General features: G+C 41.5%; 13 protein-coding genes. 6 read left to right on the forward strand and 7 right to left on the reverse strand.

The window, feature by feature from the left end; all coding sequences use genetic code 11:
• The first annotated feature begins 226 nt into the window (after positions 1-226).
• Complete coding sequence (locus VB740_RS23555; RefSeq protein WP_323202303.1) at positions 227-1,084, forward strand: DUF928 domain-containing protein; 858 nt, start codon at positions 227-229, stop codon at positions 1,082-1,084.
• Positions 1,085-1,204: 120 nt separating this feature from the next.
• On the opposite strand, the gene VB740_RS23560 is transcribed toward VB740_RS23555, so the two are convergent.
• Both VB740_RS23560 and VB740_RS23565 read right to left on the reverse strand, forming a co-directional pair.
• Complete coding sequence (locus VB740_RS23560; protein WP_323202304.1) at positions 1,205-3,826, reverse strand: CHAT domain-containing protein; 2,622 nt, start codon at positions 3,824-3,826, stop codon at positions 1,205-1,207.
• On the reverse strand, positions 3,795-7,175 hold the full coding sequence (locus tag VB740_RS23565) for a filamentous hemagglutinin N-terminal domain-containing protein (protein WP_323202305.1): 3,381 nt from the start codon (positions 7,173-7,175) through the stop codon (positions 3,795-3,797). The genes VB740_RS23560 and VB740_RS23565 overlap by 32 nt, the downstream gene beginning before the upstream one ends.
• 532 nt (positions 7,176-7,707) lie before the next feature.
• Here VB740_RS23565 and VB740_RS23570 point away from each other — a divergent pair.
• The 4 genes from VB740_RS23570 to VB740_RS23585 all read left to right on the forward strand — a co-directional run bounded on the left by VB740_RS23570 (position 7,708) and on the right by VB740_RS23585 (position 12,630).
• Entirely contained in the window at positions 7,708-8,070 is a 363-nt protein-coding gene (locus tag VB740_RS23570; protein ID WP_323202306.1) for a hypothetical protein, read from the forward strand.
• Positions 8,071-8,269: 199 nt separating this feature from the next.
• Positions 8,270-8,629 carry a hypothetical protein gene (locus VB740_RS23575; RefSeq protein WP_323202307.1) on the forward strand — a complete coding sequence of 120 codons (360 nt, stop codon included), beginning with the start codon at positions 8,270-8,272 and terminating at the stop codon, positions 8,627-8,629.
• 271 nt (positions 8,630-8,900) lie between these two features.
• On the forward strand, positions 8,901-11,093 hold the full coding sequence (locus VB740_RS23580) for a peptidase domain-containing ABC transporter (RefSeq protein ID WP_323202308.1): 2,193 nt from the start codon (positions 8,901-8,903) through the stop codon (positions 11,091-11,093).
• A 34-nt stretch (positions 11,094-11,127) separates the two neighbouring features.
• A complete protein-coding gene (locus VB740_RS23585; protein ID WP_323202309.1) occupies positions 11,128-12,630 on the forward strand; it encodes an HlyD family efflux transporter periplasmic adaptor subunit in 1,503 nt (500 codons plus the stop codon).
• A gap of 139 nt (positions 12,631-12,769) precedes the next feature.
• On the opposite strand, the gene VB740_RS23590 is transcribed toward VB740_RS23585, so the two are convergent.
• The 4 genes from VB740_RS23590 to VB740_RS23605 form a co-directional block, all read right to left on the reverse strand.
• Positions 12,770-15,157 carry a CHASE2 domain-containing protein gene (locus tag VB740_RS23590; RefSeq protein ID WP_323202310.1) on the reverse strand — a complete coding sequence of 796 codons (2,388 nt, stop codon included), beginning with the start codon at positions 15,155-15,157 and terminating at the stop codon, positions 12,770-12,772.
• A 156-nt stretch (positions 15,158-15,313) separates the two neighbouring features.
• The gene (locus tag VB740_RS23595; RefSeq protein ID WP_323202311.1) at positions 15,314-16,519 is read right to left on the reverse strand and encodes a DUF1822 family protein; all 1,206 of its coding nucleotides are present in this window, start codon (positions 16,517-16,519) and stop codon (positions 15,314-15,316) included.
• A gap of 25 nt (positions 16,520-16,544) precedes the next feature.
• Positions 16,545-17,735, reverse strand: a complete 1,191-nt coding sequence (locus tag VB740_RS23600; protein WP_323202312.1) for a sigma-70 family RNA polymerase sigma factor — start codon at positions 17,733-17,735, stop codon at positions 16,545-16,547.
• A 415-nt stretch (positions 17,736-18,150) separates the two neighbouring features.
• Positions 18,151-20,220, reverse strand: coding sequence for a serine/threonine-protein kinase (locus VB740_RS23605; RefSeq protein ID WP_323202313.1), 2,070 nt, complete (start codon positions 20,218-20,220; stop codon positions 18,151-18,153).
• Positions 20,221-21,026: 806 nt separating this feature from the next.
• Between VB740_RS23605 and VB740_RS23610 the strand changes: the two genes are divergently transcribed.
• Positions 21,027-22,253 carry a peptidase gene (locus tag VB740_RS23610; protein ID WP_323202314.1) on the forward strand — a complete coding sequence of 409 codons (1,227 nt, stop codon included), beginning with the start codon at positions 21,027-21,029 and terminating at the stop codon, positions 22,251-22,253.
• A gap of 231 nt (positions 22,254-22,484) precedes the next feature.
• Here VB740_RS23610 and VB740_RS23615 read toward each other — a convergent pair whose 3' ends face one another.
• Entirely contained in the window at positions 22,485-24,539 is a 2,055-nt protein-coding gene (locus VB740_RS23615; RefSeq protein ID WP_323202315.1) for a serine/threonine-protein kinase, read from the reverse strand.
• Positions 24,540-24,568: the final 29 nt, after the last annotated feature.

Here is a 24,568-nt window from a genome sequence, read left to right on the forward strand (position 1 = left end):
CCATCTTTCCTCCCTCACGGGAATATCCCTGACTTTCCTACCTGGGCAGTTACGATAAATTTATGTATTCAGGTATAACAAATGCTGATAATTGGAGCTAATATTTCCGCCAAGATTAGGTTAAACTCGTGCCTAAGAGTCGCCCTTCCGACGTGCGTTAAAAGAATGCTACACTGACCCTTATGATGACGATAATCACAAACAAAAACGGTACCTTGTTAAGTTAATGAAATGGCTCTTAACAACTGCTCTGATTTTGAGCAGCATCACCCAATATTCAACACAAGTAATAGCCCAAACTAAACAACCAGTAACTACTAAGCAGCCTGTGCAACCAGTGAAGACACCTGCTTCACCTCAACCTTCATCTCAACAACGTACCTCTCGACCAGTTTTTGTTTTGCCAAAAGCACCTGCTCGGTTAAGTCCCATATCTGGGCGTAGAGCAGGAATGGGTAGTCGAGATAATTGCCCTGCGGTTCCAACTGCACTTACTGCTTTAGTACCATTGCAGGAGGAACAAAAGGTTGAGAAACAGACAGACAAATCAGTTATCGGGATTGTAGGGGGGCTAACCACCTCTGAAAAACCTACATTTTGGTTTTACGTTCCCTATACTCAGGATTTGGCTAACTCAAGTGCTGAATTTATCTTACAGGACAGTGCGGGAACGAATATTTATGAAGATGCGATCGCACTACCTCCAGAGCCAAGTGTCATTGGTATTTCTCTCCCTGAGAATGTGACATCCTTAGAAGTAGGTAAAACATATCGCTGGTATTTAAAAGTACGCTGCAAGCAGGAAACAACAAGTGTTCCTTTGTACGTAGAAGGAGACATTCAAAGAATCAATTTAGATTCTCGTGTGATGCAGCAATTGTCAGCAGCAGGCGATCCCCGGCAGAAAATTGTAATCTATGCCAAAGAAGGTATTTGGTTTGATGCTTTAACTATGCTGGCACAAATACGCTTTTCTAATTATAACGATGCATCTATTAAAGAAGATTGGCAGAGTTTATTGAAATCCGTCAATTTAGGTAATATTTCTACGGCTCCTTTAGTGAATTCAACCAACCGTTATTAAACAATTCGCAATTCGCAATGGGCTACGCTAATGCTTAAAGCGAGTCTTGCCTACGGCACGCTCTTGCGTTCGAGCGTCTGGGGTTTTAAACCCTAAAACACAAGCGATAATCCTAAATCTCTACAACCAATTACCAACTAAAACATAGGGTGCCCAGTACATCGGACGGTTGTATTCGGGAGCTTCAAGTAGTTTTAATTGAGCAACTCGTAAAGCTTCTGCCGTAGTTTTACCAGTCATTAACTGGCGGTAAAATTCATCAATAAACAAAGCTGTAGAGTTATCACCAATTTGCCATAAAGAAGCTAAAGTACTCCGCGCACCAGCACGCAGGGCAACTCCTGCTAATCCTAAGGCAGCTCGGTTATCTCCTGCTGCTGTTTCGCAAGCACTCAAAACAAGTAATTCAACTGGTTCTGTGCGTTTTTGCTCTCTACTTTTGAGCAAGCTGTCTAATTCGCTCACATTGATGCGTCCATCAGCTGCTAATATAAAAGTGTCTTTTGCTTTAGAGCTAAATTGCCCGTGAGTTGCCAAGTGAACAACTCTAAAAGCTTGAGCATTGATGGTTTTTCCTAAAGTCGTACTCCTAAAATTTTCATCTAATAATGTAGTTGTTGATATGCCTGATTCTTGAATTAATTTCAGTTCAACTTTAACGTTGGGAAGCGGTGCAAAATTTTCGTTTTTCGGTGGTTCCGATAATCCTCCAGCCAAGGCGTTTAATCTTTCCTGTCCTAAGGGTTTAGGAGTAAATAGTTGCAGTCCTGGGCTAACGGCTACAGAATAGTTTTTGACTAAATACTCTTTGCCATCATACAGTGCAGACATCGGGATATTTCGCAATAATCCGTCTGGGATAAAAACTAGAGTATTAACTTTACTATTTTTCAGGTCTGTTTCAATTGGTTTAATTAACCAGTTATAAAGCTGTTGAGAGACTGTTTGAAATTGCAGATGAGCATCAGGTTGGACTATCGTCTCTCGCATTTTTGTAATGGCTTGCTCTACTTCCTGACGGTTGACTTTAGAAGTTTTATGCATCAACGGTTGATTGGGAAGTTTGATAATAATTTCTAAATTGTTATCTAGGATAATCGGGTAGAAAATAGCAGTATTCGGATTGTCGCGGTCTACTACATTATCCAGCACCACAAATTGGTTGCTCAAGCAAGCTTCTCGGAAAAAATTGTCGAGTTCTGCAACTTGCAAGGCTTCCATTCGCTGACGTGCTTTATCTAAATCGGGTTTTCCTTGTCCTTTTTCTTGTAAAATCAACTCTACAGACTGTCGATAAATCGGTTCTATGCGATCGCGGAAATTAAACTGCACATCTCGATTAACCCCAACTAAATCGCTGCGAAGAGACTGAAGAGTTGTTACAGCAGTATCATAAGCAGATATGGCGGCTGGGATATTTCCCTGTGCTTTGAGTAAGCGTCCTAACTGCCACTCAAGGCGATAAGCTATATCTGAGGCATCAATTTTTTGAGCCATAAACAACGCTTGCTGCGTCAAATCCTTTGCTTCTTGCAATTGTTGGTTTTGCTCGTAAACTTCTCCCAAACTCCCTAGTGCGTAGGATTGGGCACGTTCATCACTGATTATTTTGGCTTGGTTAACGCTAGTTGCTAGAATGTCTGCAATATCTTTTTTGTTACCAATTGTGGCCAAAGTCTGAGCAAAATTGATCCTTGCATAAATACCAGCTTGATTGGTAGGCAGATTGGGCATTTGAGCTTGGATTCTGGGTATTAATAACTTTGCTTCAGTGATGCGTTCGTTTTCTACCAGCAAACTCAGCTGATTAATCAGAGCTTGAACCTTGGTGAGAGGGTTTGGTGCAATTTTGGCAGCATTTTCATAATGAGCGATCGCACCTTTAATATTACTTAACGATCTAGTAGTATTACCGAGGCTAAATTCCGTCAAACTAATTTCTAGAGGCAGTTGCAGACGTTGAGCGATTTCTAAGCTTTGTTGTAAAATTTCCTGGGATTTCTCTAGTTCGCCTAATTGTTGTAAGACATTGCCAAGCGATCGCAAAGCTGTTACTTTTGCAAGTGAGTCAGGTTGAGCTTTTAATTGTTCGGATAGTTCCTGTAATATATCCCTGCTACGGCGGTAAAAACCAGCAACTCGTAGAGCTTGTGCTTGGTTAATCCGGCTGCGCGTTATTCCGGTCTTATCACTTAATTTCTTCCAGATTTGCTCTGCTTCTTGTGATGTTTTCACAGATGCATCAGTTTGTCCCTGTGATAGTTGCAATTCGCCCTGAATATTTAGAGTTTGTGCAAGAATTTCTAACCATTCATATTTTGGATTGTTGACATTTAACTTTTGATTTATCTCATCCCAACCAAGCAAATTTAAGCTACTGTCAATAGTTGCATAAACTTCTTTCCACGAGCCGAGTTGCTGGTATACAAGAGAGAGGTTAGTTAGCGCTGCGGCTTGTGCGAGGTTATTGCCTTCTCGTTGATAGGCACGGACAGCTTGTTGTAGAACATTTACTGCTTCAGTAAAGCGTCCAGCTTGATAAAGTGCTTCTCCTTGCTCAAGAAGTGGCTGTGGTGTTGTGGCTGCGGGTTTATTAGTTGGAATGTGGAATCTGTCTGGTGAATTTGTCTGGATTTGTTTAGCGAATGTGCTAGGGATAATAGTCAGGAAAACAGCAAGGGTAAATAGGAGTACGGGAGTTACCGCAAATCTAATTACTCGCTTTAGCTGAAATTTTGTCATGTTTCACACCTCCCTGAGATACAGGACAGGAAGCAGGTGTTTGCCAAGGGCTGTGGGGGTTGAGTTGAGGAACTTGTGCTACTAATTCTATGTTTCCCTTGCGATCAATTACCCAGCCAGAAGCTTCCACAATTGGAATTGTAGCAGCAATGGGAGTAGTTGAAACTACTGTTGATTGTGTCTGAGTCGTTGTGTTTGCCAAGTTTTGTGATTTTGGTCTTAATCTCACCCACGCAGACACAGTACTTGAATCTTGTAATGGTTCAGTGGGACTCATGGGTAATCCGCCGTGTCCTGTTACCACAAATGTATTTTGGAATTGCCGAGTTCCAGGCGTGCAGGCGGTGGAGATTTGCCTAGAAGCATCAACTAGATTAATTGGGAGTTCGACTAAACCGCGAGTGGGGTCAATATCAAGTCTAGTGATTTGCACATTACCGCTCAACTCGCGAGTTGCTCCAGTCGCGGTAATGTCACTTGTGATTGGAGAAGGTATATCCCGAAATTCAATGCCAAAGATACCTTTAGTATTGATTCTGACATTACCGCCACGAAAGTCATCAGAGTTGGCTGTGATGTCGCTGTTTTCAAAGGTGGCAAGAATATTGGTATTGATCTTAATATCGCCACCAATGACATTTTCTCCTTTGGCGTCAGTCGTGATATTGCTGCCACGACCTAGTGATAATAAATCTTTCACTTGCAGAGTAATAGTTGCTTGTGGTTGATTAGGAGCAGTATTAATACTGCGCGTGTTAGCACTGAGAATGCCATTGTCCAAACGGATAGAGCGACCATTCACGAATAAGTTACCTGCATTTCCGAGTCCTAAACTGTTCACGAATACTCCCGCTTCATCCCTAACCAACAACTGTTGAGCATTAATCTTCAAATCTCCCGCCGCCCCAGTTGAGTTTTGTTTAGTACCAGTAAATAAACCACTGCGAAAACGACCACCTTCGGCAGAAGTACCAGTACCAATCACTTGTACAGTATCAGCATTTATCGTCAAATTTCCCCCCTTGCCTGCATCTGCTGTGCCAGTACTCACTTGTGCCCCATCCCGTGCTGTTAAAATTTTGGTGCTAATCGTCAAATTTCCTGCATCCCCAGTTGAATCTGTATCACTATAGATAGCAGCAGGAAAGCCATTTAGTTCTACTGTGTCAGCTTTAACACTCACATTTCCTCCTCTACCAGCACCTCTAGTTCCAGCACCTAGTCCACCGTTTTGAAGGAGCAATTTTTGGGTAGTAATTGTTATGTCTCCTCCATCACTTGGACTTTTTCTACCAGCCCTTGCACCAGCAAAGATTAATGCTCCATTTTGCACCAGCAACTCATTCGAGTTAATCGTTATGTTACCCCCGTTTCCAGTTGCACCTATATCAGCATTGGCAAATAAGCCGCCAGGAGAACCATCAACAGCATTGCTACCCATAACTTCAACAGTATCAGCATTTACTGTCAAATTTCCTCCCTTGCCTGCACCGAATGTACCAGTGCCAACTTGTGCCCCATCCCGTACTAGTAAAGTTTTAGTGTTAATTGTCAAATCTCCTGCATTCCCGGTTGCACTTTGGTTCTGAGTAGTCAAATTACTAGAAGAACTATCAACAGTATTGCTACCAATAACTTCCACAATGTCAGCATTTACCTTTAAATTCCCGCTTGAACCTGCACCGAATGCGCCAGTGGCAACTTGTGCACCATCCCGTATTAGTAAGGTTTTAGTGTTAATTGTCAAATCCCCTGCATTCCCTGTTGCGCCTTTGTAATTGTTAGTAGTCAACTTACTGGAAGAACCATTAACAGTATTGCTACCAATAACTTCCACACTGTCAGCATTTACCTTTAAATTTCCGCCCTCACTTGCACCGAATGTGCCAGTGCTAACCTTTGCTCCATCCTGTACTAGCAAAGTTTTAGTGTTAATCGTCAAATCTCCTACATTTCCTGTTGCGCCTTGAGTATTTTGTTGAGCAAACAAGCCGCTTGCACCAATGATTTGAATTGTGTCAGCATTTAGATTTAAAGAACCTCCGTTGCCTGCACCAAATGTGCCAGTGCTAACCTGTGCTCTATCCCTAACCAGTAACGAACCCGCCTTAATCGTCAAGTTTCCCCCATTACCTATTGCGTTTGCGTTTGTGCTAGCAAACAAACCACTGACAAATTGACCATCGGCAGAAGCACCAATCAGTTGCACACTTTGTGCCGAAACATATAAATTTCCACCGTTTCCGGCACCATATGTGCCAGTGCTAACCTGTGCCCCATCCCTTAACAGTAATTTACGGGCATTAACAGTTAAATTCCCCCCATTGCCTAGTGCTTGCGATCGCACCCTATTGAAGATATAGCTCCCTTTCCCTACAACTTTTATTTCCCCTGTGGCATTAAGCGTAATATCTCCCGCAACAGAATTAACTGACCCCAAATTACTTCCGATTCCAGCACTCAGTACGCTTCCGTCCGAAACTTCTAAATTCCGAGTATTAACTGCAATACTCCCACCACCAGCAGCTTCTACATCTACACTAGATTTCTTAGCTAAAGAAACATCCGCTCGCACACTTTCAGCAGGAAAGCCCAAGCGAAAGTTGTCACCATCTATCTGAAGCGCTACAGTTCCGCTTGATGTCAATCCTCCCAACTCGACTCGACCACCATAAGCATTCAATTGACCACCATCCATGTTGACATTGCCACCTACTAGCAGCAAACTCTTTCCATCTTTAACACGTAAACCAGATACTTTAAAACCCGTTGGATCTTCTCCTGCTGGCGCGGTTGAACTATTTTGAATTGGGGAAACCGCAATTTGATTGAATAGTAAGGCATTTGGATTTACTGTTAACAAGGGTGAAGGTGCTTCTGGATTCGAGGCGCTGAAAAATCCAAAATTGCCAAACCCAATGGCATTGGCTGTTGTGGCGACAAAGGAACCGCCGATGTTCAAACTAGCATCTTTACTAAAAATAATCCCATTGGGATTAAGCAGGAATAAGTTTGCTTTACCGTTAGCACGAATTAAGCCATCAATATTAGAAATTGACTTACCTGTTACTCGTGTCAGGATGTTTTGAATATTGAGTGGATTATTGAAAAAAGCATTACTGCCATTGGGAACAGAAAACTCCCCAAAGCTGTGGAACAAATTACCCTCTCTTGTGGTTCCACCCTCAATAACTCTGGTATTACCTTCTAATCTAACATTGGAATTATTTGGCAGAGTGCCGTCTGGCGTGATTTGGGCAACTGAGATATCTGCATAAAAGGCGATCGCACTCCCAACCGCAATTCCTAGACCTTGCAACCAATCCAAACGCATAGCTCTAAAAGACATTGCACTCTCCTATAGAAAAGGAAATTTAGCAGGGAATCCTCTATTAAGTATAAGTGTCAGCAAAATGAACTTATGCACAAAATGAGAATATCAGCAGTTTTCTTGCTACTTGCATGACTTCCAATAAATGAAGCTAAATTTATCCAAAACAGGCATTTTTGTCAAAAATAATACAGGTGAAATTAGGTAAAAGTAGATTAAGATAACCGTCATTGAAAGCTCAAAACTTATACGTTATTTTTCCCGCCAATCAATACTCTGCCTTGCTTTGCGCTTATCCACAATCTTACTGAAGGCTCCAGATAGTGAATAAACCAATCTCACCGCTACCAATTAACAATCAGAAAGCAAAGCCAAAAACCTCTGATTTCCCACAGTGAATAAACCAAAGTCACTGCTACCAATTAACAATCAGAAGGAAGAAAACAAGCTTACCTTCAGTTCAAACCCCAATCTACAACTCAGGAGAAAAACAATGTCTAACATCAATAACCACGGAGTAGATATGAACAACACATTAGCCCAATTAAACTTGAGCGCAGTGAAGGAAATAAACGATGAGGTGGCTGCTACCTGTAGTGGTGGTGTAGGCTTTCTTTACGGTCCCGATCCAGATGTAATTTTATATAAAGACCCAAACCAGAGCGGACAGTCGATAGGCCTGAATGCAGCAACTGGTGATGGTATTCCCAACATCGGGTTTGCAGACGGGCAAGGAGGCGGGTTTGAAACCACCTTCAACGATCAAACCTCATCTATAAGGATCATCCGAGGTGAATGGCAGTTCTTTGACAATGCTGGTTATTCGGGCGACACCACTGGTCGTTTGGGACCAGGAAACTATTTTCTTGGAGCTAGTGACGACAAAATCACTTCCGCCTTCCGTATAGTGTAGGTTTGACTTCCCTATAACCTTAAGAGTGATTTTTGTCTAGAGGGCAAAGCGGCCTCAGAGTATAGATTTCTGAAGCAGTTGAATATCCTGATTCCCAGCCGTGAATAAACCAACCTGACTGCTACCAATTAAAAATCAGAAGGAAGAAAACAAGCTTACCTTCAGTTCAAACCCCAATCTAAAACTCAGAGGAAAAACAATGTCTAACATCAATAACCACAAAGTAGATATGAACAACAAGCAAATCAAAGACCTCTACAGCATCGAAGCTGTGCAAGACCTTTCCCATGAAGCCGCTGCCACTATTAGTGGTGGTGCTTTAGACCTTTCCGACGGGAGGAATGGTGATGGAGCGCGGCGAAATAATATCGGACGCCCAGTAGCCAATTTAGGCCGCTTTAACAATAGAGCATCTTGGTACGAGGTGACGGGTAGAAGAGATTGGATTGTCTACACTGGCCAGAATTTCACAGGTAATTCAAGGCGTCTGCAAGCAGGTACAAAAGGTAACTTCACCGGTACTTTTAACAACGATATCGCGTCTGCCAGACCTGCATAATCAGCTCTAGTCTATTTCATACCATGTACTCGAATCCTTCAAAACCTAAAAGAGAAAAGAATGCTCTCACATAAGCTTTTAGCTGAGTAACATTCTTCTCTTCCAGTTCGTAGGGGCGAGGTCGTTTTCGCTCCTACTTTTTTATTCATATCAAGATAGCACAAATAAACGTAAACGGTGTTAACAGTTATCAGGTAGGAAACGGACTTGTCCACCCCTTGTTCACTGCGGCTGGTACTGTTAACTGCCGCTGGTACTGATTTTTTAAACAATGAAATACCATAGTATATTGCAACACAGTGAAGAAGATTGTGGTGCAGCAAGCCTAGCCACGATCGCCAAATACTACGGACGCACCTTTGCCCTCAATCGCGTGCGAGAAGCAGTGGGCACGGGAGCGCGAGGAACTACACTATTAGGTTTAAGGCGGGGAGCAGAAACTCTGGGATTCCATGCCCGTCAAGTTCAAGCTACCCCAGAACTGCTTGAGAAATTAAATGAAGTCCCCTTACCAGCCATCATTCACTGGAAAGGTTACCACTGGGTAGTATTATACGGGAAAAAGGGGAAAAAATATGTTATCTCTGACCCTGCCGTTGGCATCTTGTACCTCACCTTCAAGGAGTTAATCGCGGGTTGGAGTGATGGTGTGATGCTGCTGCTGATGCCAGACGATAGCCGTTTCTATGAGCAACTAGAAGATAAAATTGGCGGCTTTGGGCGCTTTATTGCCCGCGTCTTGCCATATCGTAACCTTCTGATTCAGGCGATCGCCATCAACTTTGCGATCGGGCTATTGTCCCTCGCCTCCCCTTTAATGATGCAACTCCTCACCGATGACGTGCTAGTGCGGGGAGATACACAACTGCTAACAATAGTGGCAATTGGCGTCATTGCCATGAACCTAATTCAAAATGCCATTGGTTTGGTACAATCTCACCTGATTGGTCATTTTGGTCAACGGTTGCAATACGGGCTAATCCTAGAATACGGTCGAAAACTGTTACACTTACCCCTATCATATTTTGAAGCACGTCGCAGTGGGGAAGTCGTTAGCCGAATTGCTGATGTTCATACTATCAATAATCTAGTTTCCCAAATTGTCCTTGGTTTACCCAGTCAATTTTTTGTGGCTTTGGTTTCCTTGGCTTTCATGCTTTTCTATAGTTGGGAACTGACTCTAGCTTCCGTCGCCGCCTTTGTGATTGTCACTCTTGTCAACCTGCTTTTTCTTCCCGCCTTGCGCCAAAAAACTCGCAGCCTCATTGTTAAAGGTACGGAAAATCAAGGCTTTTTAGTCGAAACCTTTCGCGGTGTTCAAGTCCTCAAAACCACCCAAGCGACTCCGCAAGCTTGGCAAGAGTATCAGACAAATTTTGGTCGCCTTGCTAACTTAGGCTGGAAGACAATGAAGTTGGGGCTTTACAGCGGCACAGTCACTAGTATTCTTTCCGAATTGACGAGTATTGGCATACTCTGGTTAGGTTCTAGCTTGGTGATTAATCAGACATTATCCATCGGTCAACTGCTGGCGTACAGCGGGATGAGTGGCAGCTTTCTTGGCTTTTTAGCGTCAGTAGTTGGGCTAATTGATGAATTTATCACGGCTCAAATTGTCGTTCAACGCTTGACAGAAGTGATAGATGCTACCCCAGAAGATGAAAATGACTTTAAAAAACCTTGGGCGGAAATTCCTGGTAATGCAGATATTACTTGTTCTCAAGTTAACTTTCATCATGCTGGTAGAACTGACCTATTAGATAACTTTTCTTTAACTATCCCTGGTGGTAAAGTAATAGCCTTAATCGGTCAATCTGGCTGTGGTAAAAGCTCCCTCGGCAAATTAATTACTGGTTTATATCAAGTCCAATCCGGTAATATCCGTTATGGGTTATACAACCAGCAAGACTTATCTTTAGAATGTTTGCGACAGCAAGTCGTATTAGTTCCCCAAGAACCTCATTTTTGGAGTCGTTCGATTGTTGATAACTTTCACTTCAGTTATCCAAACGTTAGTTTTGAGGAGATAGTCCTTGCTTGCCAAATTGCTGGTGCAGATGAATTTATTAGCAAATTACCTGATAAATATCAAACTGTATTAGGCGAATTTGGTGCAAATCTTTCTGGCGGACAAAGGCAGAGATTAGCTATCGCTAGAGCAATTGTTACTGACCCACCTATATTAATTTTAGATGAATCTACAGGTGCTCTTGACCCAGTAAGTGAAACTAAAATTTTGGATAGATTACTTGCTCACCGTCAAGGCAAAACCACAATTATGATTAGCCACCGTCCTCAAGTTATCAAACGGGCTGATTGGATTGTATTCCTTGAAGATGGACACATAAAAACTCAAGGAACTCCAGAAGAATTACGTCAGATTTCTGGAGAGCATTTAAGTTTTATTGATGATATTTATCCTTCTAAAAATGGGTTTAAATCTGCTTTACTTCTTCGGAGTTAGTTAATGGTTATTGGACATTTTTTATATAGCACTTATGATTAGTAACTCTCAAACCAAGTTTTTACCCTTAGTTCAAGACAACGAGTTTCTCCCACCAATTAGCCGTTGGACTACATTTGGCACACTTTTTATCTTGTTTATGTTGTCGTTAGCTGTTCCTGTGGCTGCGTTTGTTAAATATAAAGTTACGGTCAAAGGGCAAGCTGTTGTCCGTCCTGCGGGTGAATTGCCAATTGTACAGGCGGCGACAGAAGGACAGGTAATGCAGATTTACGTCAAAGAAAATCAAACACTGCAAAAAGGAGATAAAATTGCCACTATTGATGATTCTCGACTGCAAACTAAAAAAAACCAGCTGCAAACCAATATTCAACAAGCTAGGTTACAACTAATTCAAACTGTTCCGCAAATAAATGCAATAGATAGTCAAATTCGAGCCGAAAACGATCGCACCAATCGGAGTATCGCCTCTGCTAAAGCGGAATTGCAGGGACGCGATCGCGATCATCAAGACAAAAAAATTACCAGTATCACTGAACTCCAAGAAGCATCAGCCAATGTCAAAATGGCTCAAGAAGAATTATATGCAGGGCAAGCACAGTTACAATCAGCATTAGCTAATCTCCACGCCACTGAGGCGGCTTTAGGAGCAGCGACATTAAAGCAGAATCGATATGAAAGTGCCGCTAAACAAGGGGCATTATCCCGCGATCAACTAGAAGAAGTACAGCTGGCTGTGAAACAGCAGGAACAAGCTGTACAGGCACAAAAAGCTACTTATAAAGCCCAACAAAAAACAAATGAACGGCTAAAACAAGCTGTTTTAGGGGCTATTGCTAAACGCGATCGCGCTCAAGCAGCTCTCAACCCCAGCAATGCAGAGGTAGCAATGGCGACTGAACGTATTGCCCAAGAAAAAGCCTCTGGAGAAGTGAATAAAGCATCCTTAGAAAGAGAACTTCAAGTACTTCTCAAACAGAAAATTGAAACTGAAAAACAATTAGAGCGCGATACTAGCGAATTCAAGCAAATTGAAATTGATCTGAAGCAAACTACTATTACCGCTACAGCAGACGGGATTATTTCCAAGCTAAATTTGAGAAACCCCGGTCAAACTCTCCGGGCTGGGGAGGAAGTTGTGCAAATTGTTCCTAGTCATGCACCTTTAGTTATCAAAGCAGCTGTCGGTTCTGAGGAAAAAGGTAAGATAAAAGTCGGACAAAAGGTGCAAATGCGAGTCACAGCTTGCCCTTATCCTGATTATGGTACTCTCAATGGCCAAGTAAAAGCGATTTCCCCGGATGCTGTTAGTTCGCAAAAAAACGATGCAGATGCTAATACGAACTCTATCCCAAAAGCAACTGCTGTAGGTGCTTTTTACGAAGTCACAATTGAACCAGAGAAACTTGCTTTAGGTCGCAGTACAAAGAAATGTCAAATTCAATTGGGTATGGATGGCAGAGTTGATATTATTACCCGCGAAGAAACTGTACTGCAATTCTTGCTCCGCAAGGCAAGGTTAATGACGGATTTTTGAGATCGTCAATCGCCAAATTGACGTTATTTTTCAGTTATAGCAGGAGGCAGGAGGCAGGAGGTAAAAGTATTACTATTCCTAGCATTCACGCTTTTAATATGTCCTAACCCATGTGACTACAGCTATATAAAGGAAAATCTTATTCAACTAAGGGTTGTGAAATCGGGAAAACTTCCTGACGGCGTTGAATCAACACTACAACAACACCGCTTGCAACCACAGCAAAGACAGAAGGAATAAATGGCAACCATAACCCTTGTTTTAAAAGAGCGATCGCACAAACTCCATATAATATGACAACTGTCACAAAGATGGCGCATCTCTGATGTGAGAGCGATCGCACCCGCCAAATAATCAGACTCCCAACTACAGACCAGCCGCATATCCAGAGAATATCACCCCACCAAGGCAAAACCCAAAGAATTGGACGTTGGTCTAAAACTGCACTCAAAACTTGGCTAACCATTTGTGCTTGTATAAATACCCCTGGTATTTCTTGGTAATCTTGCTGTGCAGTACTGTAGAGAGTTGGCCAAGTATCGCTGACTGTATTAGCTGTCACGCCAACGATCACTACCTTATCTTTCATTGATTTACGATCGAATTTATCATTCAATACCTCATCAATAGAAACTCTCTGATAATCTGTATTACGGTAATTGACAAGTATTTGATTTCCGCCTAAATCAACTCCTTGTTGATAAGCACCACTGCGGCTAAATTTTAAGCGTTTAAATACTTTAGAGCCAAACTGTACATAATCTTCATTAAATTTAGGTTTAATATTTTCATAAGATAAGTAACGAGTAACTAATTGCAACGAGAGCGAATAAGGCGTTGTACAAGTTGAAGAAGGCTCTTGTGCCATCATCAAAATTTGGCGACGGACGATACCATCTGGGTCTTGAATTGCATCAGTAAAACCCTGACGTTCTACAGGTACATCTTTCGGAGGTTTAACGCCTTGGGGATCATATTTACTATCGCGGCTTTTGCAGACAACAACAACATTATCTTTATTAAGTTCAGTCGGAAGTTGTATTGGATTTGATTTATTTGGAGGATCGGCGAAGTCTCTATAAATATCCAGTCCAATAACTCGCGGTTGATACTTTTGTATTTGGTTAAGCAATTTAGCTAACGTACTATCCGAAATAGATTTCAGTCCTTTGGTCATCTCTTGTCGTGATTGAATATTTTTTTCAGTAATTTCTACAATTATTAACCTTGGATCTGGCTCTTCTTGAGGTCGCAACCGTAGCATTTGATCGAAACTTTGCAGTTCGATTTTCTCAAAGATTCCCAAGTATCTCAAACCTAATGTTGAAATAGCCACAATCAAAGTACTAATTAGTACAGTCCAAACTTTTAATTTTGGTGTCGCAATTTTACCTTTTGTCGAAACTTCACCTACAAATTTAGTATCAGCAAAATTACCGCACAGTTCTTGCCATGTAGTAGGAACAGTTGTAGGATTTTGATAGATAATTGGCAACCAACTGGCACAAGGAAATTCATTTTCCAGTCCTTGAAGTCTTTCTCGCGCTTCTCGCACAGCTAAATAAAATGGTTTGCTATCTGCAAAGGCAGTAAGAAAGTTTTTTAAAAATTCCTGTGCTATTAAATCTGGCACTCCTTCCCGCATTACAATCATTTGGGGAATGTTTAAATCAGCTAAATTTCGTCCTAAACCAATTCCGTCACAAGAATTAAAAATTGCCAGTTTCAAACCGCGTCTAATTGCTGCCTTAAGTCCATTTTTCAACTGTAAAATTGTTAAGCTTTCTGTTTGATTGATATAAAATTCCCCAATTTCTCCGTCAGTAAGACTAGTGCTATGTCCGGCAAAAAATAGAATATCCCAATCATAATTCCATAGATGCTCGTCAAGTGTTTGCCGTGTTGGTTCTATAAGAAAAGTGGTTTTACCATCTGTTAAACCTTGTAAAGCAGAGGCATCTTTATCAATATCAATACCAACTCTATTGCCTAGAATTGCCAAAATTTTGACTTTACCTGTAGGAGATTTTTGTAATAGCTGAGGAGATTCATACTCATGATTGCTTAAAGCTAATTCTGCTTTCGGGTAATCTTCAAAAAAATGCCATAGATGCCAAGGCAGGCGATGCAGTAGAGCTATATTTGTTTCAATAATGACTCTAATTTCATCATTACGACTAAGTAGAGTTCGCAACTGCCGTTCAATATTCTGAAATGATTCAAATTTTAACCAAGCATTGATATTTGCTTGTAGCTGTTGACATACTTCATTGAAGTCATTGACAGAAATATTGGTTATGTCTTGCGAATGTACTTTTATCCGGTGATTCCTGCCCAGGCGTTGATGAATTGCTGCGTAGAGTAACTGCCATCTGCGGTAGAGTTCACTTAGTTCTGGTGCTGGCGGTAGACTCCCTGTTAATTTCACGGGTACAAATTCTTCATGACACCAAAGTTGAGCCGTGACAACAGGAAATCCTTGATTTAAATCTCCTCCCAAGAAGCTGAAGACAACTAGCTTACTCATAAGTTAAATGGACTTTGCTATTCGCGATCAACTAATGACTAATCAACAGGAAGCATTCTACTTATGCAAAAATACCAAATAAAAGTGTAATACAAAGACTACATAGCACAAATTTGGACCAATCAACACCAATTTGACACTGCTGGCTCCTAATAACTAAATTATGAAATTTTCTGTTATTTGATAATTATTCAGATCGATCTGGATGCTGAAACATTCTCCCACTTCCCCATCAAAGAGTTTCAACTGCACATAAATATCTTGAACTCTTGCTTGTACTTGTTGAAGTATTTCCCCTCGATCTGAAAGTAAAACTAGCTTGATATTAGCAGGTAGGAAAGGTTGATTAGAGGCTGGATGTAGTTGCACGCGAATACTAACTTGTTGGTTAGCTTCTGGTATTAAGGCAATTAATAAAATAACTTTTTGAGCCTCTATTTCTATTCCCAAGTCAATCAGCTTGGCGCGTTTGATAGCGGTAGCATTTAACCCGAAAGAAGTGCGAAAATTAAAAGCTAGGCTACTGGAGTTTGGCTCAAAAAAAGTCTCTATAGCTTGCCAAGAAGCATCGTAAATCTGCTCTAGCCAACGACTGAGATTCACTTGTACTTGTGAAAGTTGCGTAGGCGCAGCCTGTCGTAGATATCGCAGCCTTTCTTGGTACAAACGCTGCCGCCACTGCTCATTTTCTAGTAGCACTCCCCAAGTTGTAAATGGCACTGCAAGTCTAGGAAATGTTACAGAGGAATTACTTAACCGTTGCACAAGATTTTCTGCTTGAACAGTCGATAATTCTGGTAGTGGAGCGATCGCAGCTTTCATCTCCTCTGCTTCACAAAATTGGTAGGTTATCCAAAAAGCATTGAGGTCTTTTGTCAAATGTCGCGCATCCAGACAATAAGTCCTATCCACTGGATCATAGTGAGCCAAAGATTTCAAATCTTGATGGGTTGTGTAACTCCAAATTCTTACCCACTCGCCATCTGGTTTAACTTGCACTGCTAAATAATAGTCTGCTGCCCAACTAGGAATATCTACCCATTCCTGGGGAACTTCTAACTCGCGATCGTCAATTGCTTCACAGGGAATTAAAACGACTCGCCTTTCCTTTAACAAAATTGCTGTGCCATTGACAAACTCCCAGAAAGCTGGAATACCAGAAGAACTGTACCAAACGCTGGCTTCTGGGACATATTCCGTTTTTACCCAATTCAAAAACGCCTGAAGGCAAATTTGATTCATGTGAGCACGCCAGCGACTGCTAGGTGTGGCGTAAATTTGGCTTTCTTGCCAAGAACTTTTCTGTAGTGATGGTGATATTTCTAACAATAGTTCCTGCGGTTCCGTAAAAGCAGAAGTCATTTTTACTACCTCATCTTTGATAACGTCAGCTAGATTCGCCATACTTAACTTTCAACCATTCTTCCAAAGCGGTGCTCATATCTTTAATTAGGTTGGAAGTCACAGAAATATTAAGCGTGTCTTGGCTCCACTGAACCAATGCTGAAAGCAAAGATTCTCTGGCTTTGAATAGCCTGCGAGAAACAGTAGGCTGGCTCATTTGGAGGCGTTGTACAATCTCTGCCTGAGTCAACTCCTGTTGGTAGTAAAGTTTCAGTATTTCCTGGGTTTTTACCTCAAAATTTTGTAACGCTTCTAACAAGACAGTTTGAATCTGAGATTGTTGCTTTTGTTGGTTTTGGGCATCCTCTTCGGTTATCATCTCAGCGATTAATGAGTCAGAGGATAAATCTGGTAAATCAAAAGTTATTGTGGCATCATCTTCTGATATCGCTAAATTTAGTGAATTAATAGGTGGATAAAGATAAGCACGCACGTAGATAGCTGCCTGGGTTAACCACTGTTCAATTTTCTCTCTAGTGCATTGTGGAGTTGGTTGAGTTAATTGATTTTGTCGTTCGCGGTTGTAGAGGTTGGTAATAGCTTCCCAAAGCTGGCGTTCTGGTTCCGGCAGTGCCCTTGTGCCTCCTGGTTGGTTTTGCACATACAATTCTTTGAAACAAGTCCAAGCTAGCCGATACTGGGCAATGTTATTAGGTGATAACCCAGCTTGCTCAAGAGCTTCTAAAAACTGTTTTTTGCTTATTTTGCGTAACAATGCCCAATTTGTGCAAATATCAGCTTCTTTGCGTTGGCGTAAAATATCTTTTAGCCGACTGGGGATTGCCATAGCCGCATAGGCTTTTAAGCTAGAAGATTTTTCTGAATTAAAGTTTTTGAGAATGGTTTCGATTTCAGCATTAGCCATTTGAAAGTAATCTGCTAGGTTGTATTGGCTATGTGTAAATCTGGCAATTGTTTTTTTAGCAGACCAGTAACTTGGTTCCTGTAAATAAGCAGACAAATGCATTCTGGCAAGGCTATGAGATTGTTCTTGCCAGTGCTTGTACCAATATAGTGCCCAAAAGTTTTCTGAGTTAGGGACTTTTTCTGAACACTCCAAACAATTTTGGATACTTCGACGCAGTTTAATATCAATCAACCATTTGCTGAATCTGTCGCTTTCCACCTGAATGAAGGTTGAGAACATCTCCGTAATTTCTCGGCGAGGATGCATAAGCAATTAAAATATAAATTGAACCAACTTCAATAATTATCACAGGGGCAGATGCTTGCTCCTAATTTAAAATTCAAAATTGAAAATTAATAATTTCCATACTTTTCTACGAGAGGCTACGCAGTTCGACTACGCTCACTGTAAATTCAGTAACCATAAATAAATTTACTTGCTCTGTATCATGAGTTTATATTGGTTAAAAACTGCCAAAATTTATATTGCAAGAGTATTCCATCTGTTTAAATCATGACCATTACTCTGTAGATAACTATCCGATTTAATTAGAGTAGTTACGCAAAATTGCAAATAATTTTACATCGCTTCACTTTTTACCCTAATTCAGCAATAAAGTTGACATTTATCCTAAAATCGGTATTGCGTTATCTGTCAATTGCTACAAGAATTACTGCACTTTTCATTGAATCGTCTGCCAAATCTTGAGAATGTTTTCACCACTTCCACCACCAGCAATAGTTTGTCCATCTGGGCTGATGGCAACAGCATAAATATATCCAGAACCAGTCTCTAAAGTGCGGATTTGCTTTGCTGTTACTGGATTCCACAGTTTAATTGTCTTGTCACTACTACCACTGACAAGGGTGACATCATTTGAAGTTGAGTTTCGCAAAAAGGCGACGGAATTAACCTTATCATTATGTCCCTTCAAGGTATGGATCAACTTTCCTGTTACCGGATTCCACAGTTTGATTATCTTGTCAGCACTACCACTGGCAAGGGTAAGTCCATCGGGAGCAAAAGCAACCGAAAGAATCGTCCCAGCATTTCCCTCCAAGCTGCGGATTGAGTTTCCTGTCTGCAAATTCCATAATTGAATTTTCTTATCCCAGCTACCACTAGCAAGCGTTTTGCTATCAGGACTGAAGGCTACAGATGCAACACCATTAGTATGTCCCTCTAAGGTGCGAATTAACTTTCCTGTCTCCAGATTCCACAATTTAATTGTCTTGTCCTTACTAGCACTACCACTGGCAAGAGTTTTGCCATCAAGACTAAAAGCTACGGAAGTCACTCCGTCAGTATGTCCCTCTAAAGTACGGACTAACTTTCCCGTCTCCACATTCCACAGTTTGATTGTTTTGTCCGCACTACCACTGGCAAGGGTTTTGTTATCAGGACTGAAGGCTACAGCCCAAATCCAATTGGAATGTCCTTCTAAAGTGTGGATTTCCTGGTTACTTGCCAGATTCCATAGCTTGATTGTCTTATCATCACTGGCACTACCAAGGGTTGTGCCATCAGAACTGAAAGCTACGGAATTCACATCGCTGGAATGCCCTTTGAGAGGTTTAGGAACAAAAGAATTTTCCGGGATGTTTTTTTTGGGCTGAATCGTCGGTCTAGAATTAGAAATAGTTGGAGAATATTCGCTCATTGTATGGGGGCGAGTCTGGAAATACCAAACTCCCCCCAATCCCAACGCTAAAATGCTACTACCTAAAAGCAGTTGACTTTTCAGGTTGTTATTTGGTTTTGGTGAAACTGAGGCCGTGTTTGCTGAAGTACTTGTAAATGTTGGTGTAAGTATAGTTGGGGGTACTGATGACAATGGTGGTAGCCGAAGTGTCAAATCAGTGATGACTTCATCAGCCGATTGGTAACGCTTTTGGATGTCTAGTTGCAACAGCTTATCCAAAACTTCACCTAACTCTATAGACACAGAAACCCCGTTCTTGCCTGAACTGTTCAAATATTGTCGCCAAGATGCAACCCAACCATAGCCCTGCTGTATCCACAGTTGAGATGGGCGAACCCCAGTCAGTAGATGAAAACAAGTCGCCCCTAAACTGAATAAATCACTGGTTGGGTAAGCTCTTCCATCTTGCATCTGTTCAAGTGGAGTGTAACCGTGTGAGCCAATAACAGTGCCCATTTTAGTCTGCACTGTTGCCGTCAGATTCTTGGAGGCTCCAAAATCAATTAGCACTAATCGCCCGTCACTTTGACGGCGAATAATATTTTGTGGTTTGATATCCCGATGAATCACTCCCCGTACATGGATAAACTTCAGCACGGGCAGTAAATCTAGCAAAAGTTCACGAATCTCTGTTTCGTTATAATTTCCCCGCGTCTCCCATTCCTTAAGCAAGTTTTGCCCATCGATAAATTGTTGCACCAAAAAAAGATAGCTATTCTGCTCAAAATAAGCCAATAAAGTTGGAATTTGCGGATGTTCTCCGAGTTCTTGCAGGCGGCTTGCTTCTTGTTTAAATAGCTCAATGGCCTTTGTTAGTGGCCCAGTTCCCTGAAGTTTTGGTGCGAATTGCTTAACAACACAGCATTCATTCAGTTTGTGTACGTCTTTTGCCAAATAGGTTCTACCAAATCCGCCCTCATCTGACAACACCTGAGTGGGACGATAGCGACCACCCAGCAGGGGTATCAATTCCGCTCTACAATTGTGGCAATACTTGTTTTTGTCGGGGTTTAGGGGTTTTTGGCAATCGGGATTCACACAACAGAGCATACTGGGAATCCATTTCAGTTGGAGTATATATTCATCTTAAGTCATGCAGTATAATCTCTCTTGTTCGTAAATATTACTGATATTCTATACAAATCCCCAATTTCCTTATCTCATCAGGCATTGAGCAATTTATCGCTCTTTTCTTGCTCTCATTAAAGAATATTTACAACCTTGTTTTTACGTACTTGTTTCCAAATAAGGGTTTTTTAGCTTTGGCGATTAAGGGAGGCTGTAAAAAAGATTTAAAATCAGCATTTTATTTTTCTCTCTTCAGAGATATAAATTAGCGTTAGATAAGTTGAAAGAAGTTGTGCTTGAGCGATGCTTTTTGAGGAGTTTATTTATTAGCGTCGATTCAACATATAGTAATTCTCGTACCCTGCGGTTACTCCGTTGGAGAACTCGTAGGTAGGCGCTGTGCGTCTATGGATGCAACATCTAGGGGCACAGAAAAGTTTACCAGTTATCTGTATTTATGCAATTGAGAACCGCTATATGCATTCTCGATTTAGTAGTGCGGCAGCATCTGGTTACTTTTGGTAAAAATATTTTGGCAAAAATCCGAAAAGTAGTAAGTTCACTTTGTAGGTAAGTATATACTTACAAAATTGAGATTCACTCTTGTAGTACAGCTTGGCAAAAATCTAGCTACCATCTCAAACAATACTTGGGAAAAAATCCCTTGTTAAAGGTAGGCAAACTTCCACCACAGTGTAATAGTAGTTTAAATTTGAGTATAAATTTTCTGATTTGAGATTCATCTATCTCTTAAATACAAGATCATTAACACAATTAGGAGCGTAACTATGCTAGTAAAAAACAACAACTATCGTCGAAAATTAAATCGGATTTTAATTTCTTGCTTAAGTAGTAGTTTGTTAATCACAAGTAATGTGTTGCCTATAAATGCTTTGGGAAAACCTCAAAATTCCCAAGAGTTTATAATTGCCAAATCACCAGATGAGAGACAACCAGAAGCAGTAACAAAAGCGATTGAACAATTTCCTGTTTCTCAAGCTTCAGTATCTCCAAGACGCAAGCCATCTGTTGAGTCACCAATTAGTCGTGCATCGTCTAAGACACAAAATTCCCAGTCAACATCCAATAGTCGTCGCAGTGCCAACTCAGGGAGAGTTCGCCAGCAAAGTTCCAACTCCGGGAGAGTTCGCCAGCAAAGTTCTAACTCAGGGAGAGTTCGCCAGCAAAGTTCTAACTCCGGGAGAGTTCGTCAGCAAAGTTCTAACTCCGGGAGAGTTCGCCAACAAAGTTCCAACTCCGGGAGAGTTCGCAACCAAAATATCAGACGTCCAACAGTTTCTCAACCCGTGACACCTACTTACAAGCCTATTAACTTTGCAGATGTCGCATTAGGGATTCTAAGTAAGCGTGACTTTCAATCTCAAGGTAGATATTTTCATTTCTATGAGTTTGAGGGCAGAGAAAATCAATTAGTCCAAATTCGGCTAATTGGCAGTAATGATACACGCAGATCAAATAACTTGAGTTTAAATCCCTTGTTGTTTCTACACGATCCTGATAATAATATCATTGTCAAAAAAGGTGCTTTACAAAAAGGTAGTGGTGGCGATGATGCATTCATTTTTGCCCGATTACCTGTGAACGGCACTTACAAAATTGCAGTTACTAGCCGAGATCCTGGAGAGATAGGTCGCTATAGTTTGGCTCTGAGGAATGACAGAGCTAGCTATACTTTAGATGAAGCAGGTCAACTAACTGCCAACAGTTCAACTCTGAAACAAAATGGCGGCGCTTACAATATTTCAAATTTTCAAGGAAGAAAAAATCAGCTTCTAAGTATTCGGGTAGATAGTGTTGATGAAGAGTTTTCTCCTTATGTAGCTTTGCTAAATTCTCGAGGAAAGACGATCGCTATAGATAAAGATAAAGACCAAGATGGTGTGTACAGTGCTTTAATTGACCGAGCTAGGTTGCCTGAAGATGATACTTACTATATTGTTGTTACTTCCAAAAATCCACAGGAACGCGGTAAATACAGATTGACTATCTTCTAAAAATTCAGAGACGCGATCTTCTAAAAATTCAGAGACGCGATAAATCGCCGTCTCTACAAGGGTTTTGGTCTGATCTGAACTGTATTGACTTAAAATCACCGCTTTATGTCGAATAAAAAACCTCTCCCTGGTTTTACTACGTAAAACCTGTCCCTCTCCGACTCGGAGAGGGACAGTCTTGAACTTTGGATAGATTTTGATAGAACCTCTCCTCTGCTAAAAGAGAAGTTTTCACTGAGACAACTGCCAAATCTTAATGGTGTTGTCTTCACTACCACTAACAAGGGACTTGCCATCGGCACTGAAGGCTAGGGATGTCACAGTTTTTGTGTGTCCTGCCAATGTCAGAATTTCTTCGCCTGTGGTTGAATTCCACAGTTTGATGGTGCGATCGCGGCTACCACTAGCAATAATTTTACCATCAGCGCTGAAGGCTACGGATGTGACTGTGTTGGTATGTCCCGCCAGTATGCGAATTTCTTTTCCTGTAGTTAGATTCCAAAGTTTGATGGTGCGTAGGCGTAGCCCGTCGTAGACATCGCGGCTAGCACTGGCTAAAGTTTTACCATCTGGGCTTATAGCCACAGCTGTTACTGTTTGATAATTTCCCTCTAGTGTGCGGATTGAGTACCCTTTTGTTAAATTCCAGATTTTGATAGTCTTGTCAAAACTGCCACTGGCAAGAATCACGCCATCGGGGCTGATGGCTACCGATCGCACCCAGAATGTATGCCCTGCCAGTGTCCGAATTTGTTCTCCTGTTGCTAAATCCCAGATTTTAATGGTGTTGTCATCACTGCCAGTAACTAGGGTCTGGCTATCAGCACTGATCGCTAGGGCATGAACTGAGTCAGAATGTCCTGTAAGAGTGCGAATTTGTTTTCCGGTTGCCAGATTCCAGATTTTGATGGTGCTGTCATCATTACCACTAACCAGATTTTTGCCATCTGGGCTAATCATCACAGCATTCACCTGCTGAGAATAGGCGTTAAGTGAAGATTGTTTTCCGGTTGTGAGATTCCAGAGTTTAATTGTGCGGTCGCCTCCACTGCTGGCAATTGTTTCGCCATCGGGGCTGATGGTGACGGATAAAACTGAGTTTTCATGTCCTTGCAGGGTGTTCGCCAAAGAAACATTACCCAAAGTTATCTTTAGTGGCTGACCTAAAAACCCCTCATTTTTGCCAGAATTCTTGTGATGACTCAGCCTAGAGGATAAGCTGGTTTGAATCCGGCGAAAATATTTATACCAAGATTCTTGAAATCCGAACAACAGAATGAAAGCACTTGCCAAGATTAAAATTTTCAGTAAGGGATAACTTTTTGGCAGATATGGTGCTTTCGTTGGTGGTATTTTACCAGAGGATTTCCCGGCTGGTGGTAGTGCTAAGAGTTGTTTTGGAGCCAAATCTCTGAGAACTTCATCGGCTGACTGGTAACGTTCATGGATGTCTTTTTTCAAAAGCTTGTCGATGACAAAATCCAATTCAGGATTTAATGGAGTCCGCAAATATTCCCGCCAATTACTCACCCAGGCGTACCCAGATTCCATCCACAACTGGAAGGGAGAACTTCCCGTAAGCAGATGAAAACAGGTAGCCCCCAAACCGAATAAGTCACTGGCGGGGAAAGCTTTACCATCTCTAATCTGTTCCAGGGGTGAATAACCATGTGAACCAATGGATGTGCCAGATTTCTGCTGGACTCTGGCTGTAAATTGCTTTGAGGAACCAAAATCAATCAGACTTAATCGCCCATCAGCTTTATGGCGGATAATATTTTCTGGCTTGATATCTCGGTGAATGACTTTGCGATCGTGGATAAATTTGAGGATGGGCAGTAAGTCTAACAAAATAGATTGAATGTCCCTAGCGTTATAAGCCTTGCGCTGTTGCAACTCCTTTAATAAATTTTCTCCATTAATAAACTGCTGCACTAAATATAGGCAGCCATCTTGCTCAAAATAGGCTAGCAAAGTCGGAATCTGGGGATGTTCCCCAAGGTCTTGTAGTCGCTGCGCTTCTTCAGCAAACAACTCCATCGCCTTTTTTTGCGACCAAGTTCCTTGGAATTTTGGAGCTAATTGCTTGATAACACACCGTTCATTGAGTTTATCTACATCTTCTGATAGATAGGTTCTGCCAAATCCCCCCTCATCTGAAAGGACTCGGATGACACGAAAGCGATTTCTTAAAAGTGACACCAATGGGGTGCTACAACTTTGGCAAAACTTCTTTCCATTAGGATTCAGGGGATTTGAGCAATCGGGATTTAAGCAGCAGATCATGATCTGACAGGCGCGACTGCATGACAACT

The sequence above is a fragment of the Nostoc sp. UHCC 0251 genome, assembly GCF_034932245.1.
In the GTDB taxonomy this organism is placed as follows: Bacteria; Cyanobacteriota; Cyanobacteriia; order Cyanobacteriales; family Nostocaceae; genus Nostoc.

Excerpts from the sequence above, each read along its gene's own strand:
- VB740_RS23555 (WP_323202303.1), top strand. The coding sequence starts at position 227 with ATGAAATGGCTCTTAACAACTGCTCTGATTTTGAGCAGCATCACCCAA.
- VB740_RS23560 (WP_323202304.1), bottom strand. The coding sequence starts at position 3,826 with ATGACAAAATTTCAGCTAAAGCGAGTAATTAGATTTGCGGTAACTCCC.
- VB740_RS23565 (WP_323202305.1), bottom strand. The coding sequence starts at position 7,175 with ATGTCTTTTAGAGCTATGCGTTTGGATTGGTTGCAAGGTCTAGGAATT.
- VB740_RS23575 (WP_323202307.1), top strand. The coding sequence starts at position 8,270 with ATGTCTAACATCAATAACCACAAAGTAGATATGAACAACAAGCAAATC.
- VB740_RS23580 (WP_323202308.1), top strand. The coding sequence starts at position 8,901 with ATGAAATACCATAGTATATTGCAACACAGTGAAGAAGATTGTGGTGCA.
- VB740_RS23585 (WP_323202309.1), top strand. The coding sequence starts at position 11,128 with ATGATTAGTAACTCTCAAACCAAGTTTTTACCCTTAGTTCAAGACAAC.
- VB740_RS23590 (WP_323202310.1), bottom strand. The coding sequence starts at position 15,157 with ATGAGTAAGCTAGTTGTCTTCAGCTTCTTGGGAGGAGATTTAAATCAA.
- VB740_RS23595 (WP_323202311.1), bottom strand. The coding sequence starts at position 16,519 with ATGACTTCTGCTTTTACGGAACCGCAGGAACTATTGTTAGAAATATCA.
- VB740_RS23600 (WP_323202312.1), bottom strand. The coding sequence starts at position 17,735 with ATGCATCCTCGCCGAGAAATTACGGAGATGTTCTCAACCTTCATTCAG.
- VB740_RS23605 (WP_323202313.1), bottom strand. The coding sequence starts at position 20,220 with ATGCTCTGTTGTGTGAATCCCGATTGCCAAAAACCCCTAAACCCCGAC.
- VB740_RS23610 (WP_323202314.1), top strand. The coding sequence starts at position 21,027 with ATGCTAGTAAAAAACAACAACTATCGTCGAAAATTAAATCGGATTTTA.
- VB740_RS23615 (WP_323202315.1), bottom strand. The coding sequence starts at position 24,539 with ATGATCTGCTGCTTAAATCCCGATTGCTCAAATCCCCTGAATCCTAAT.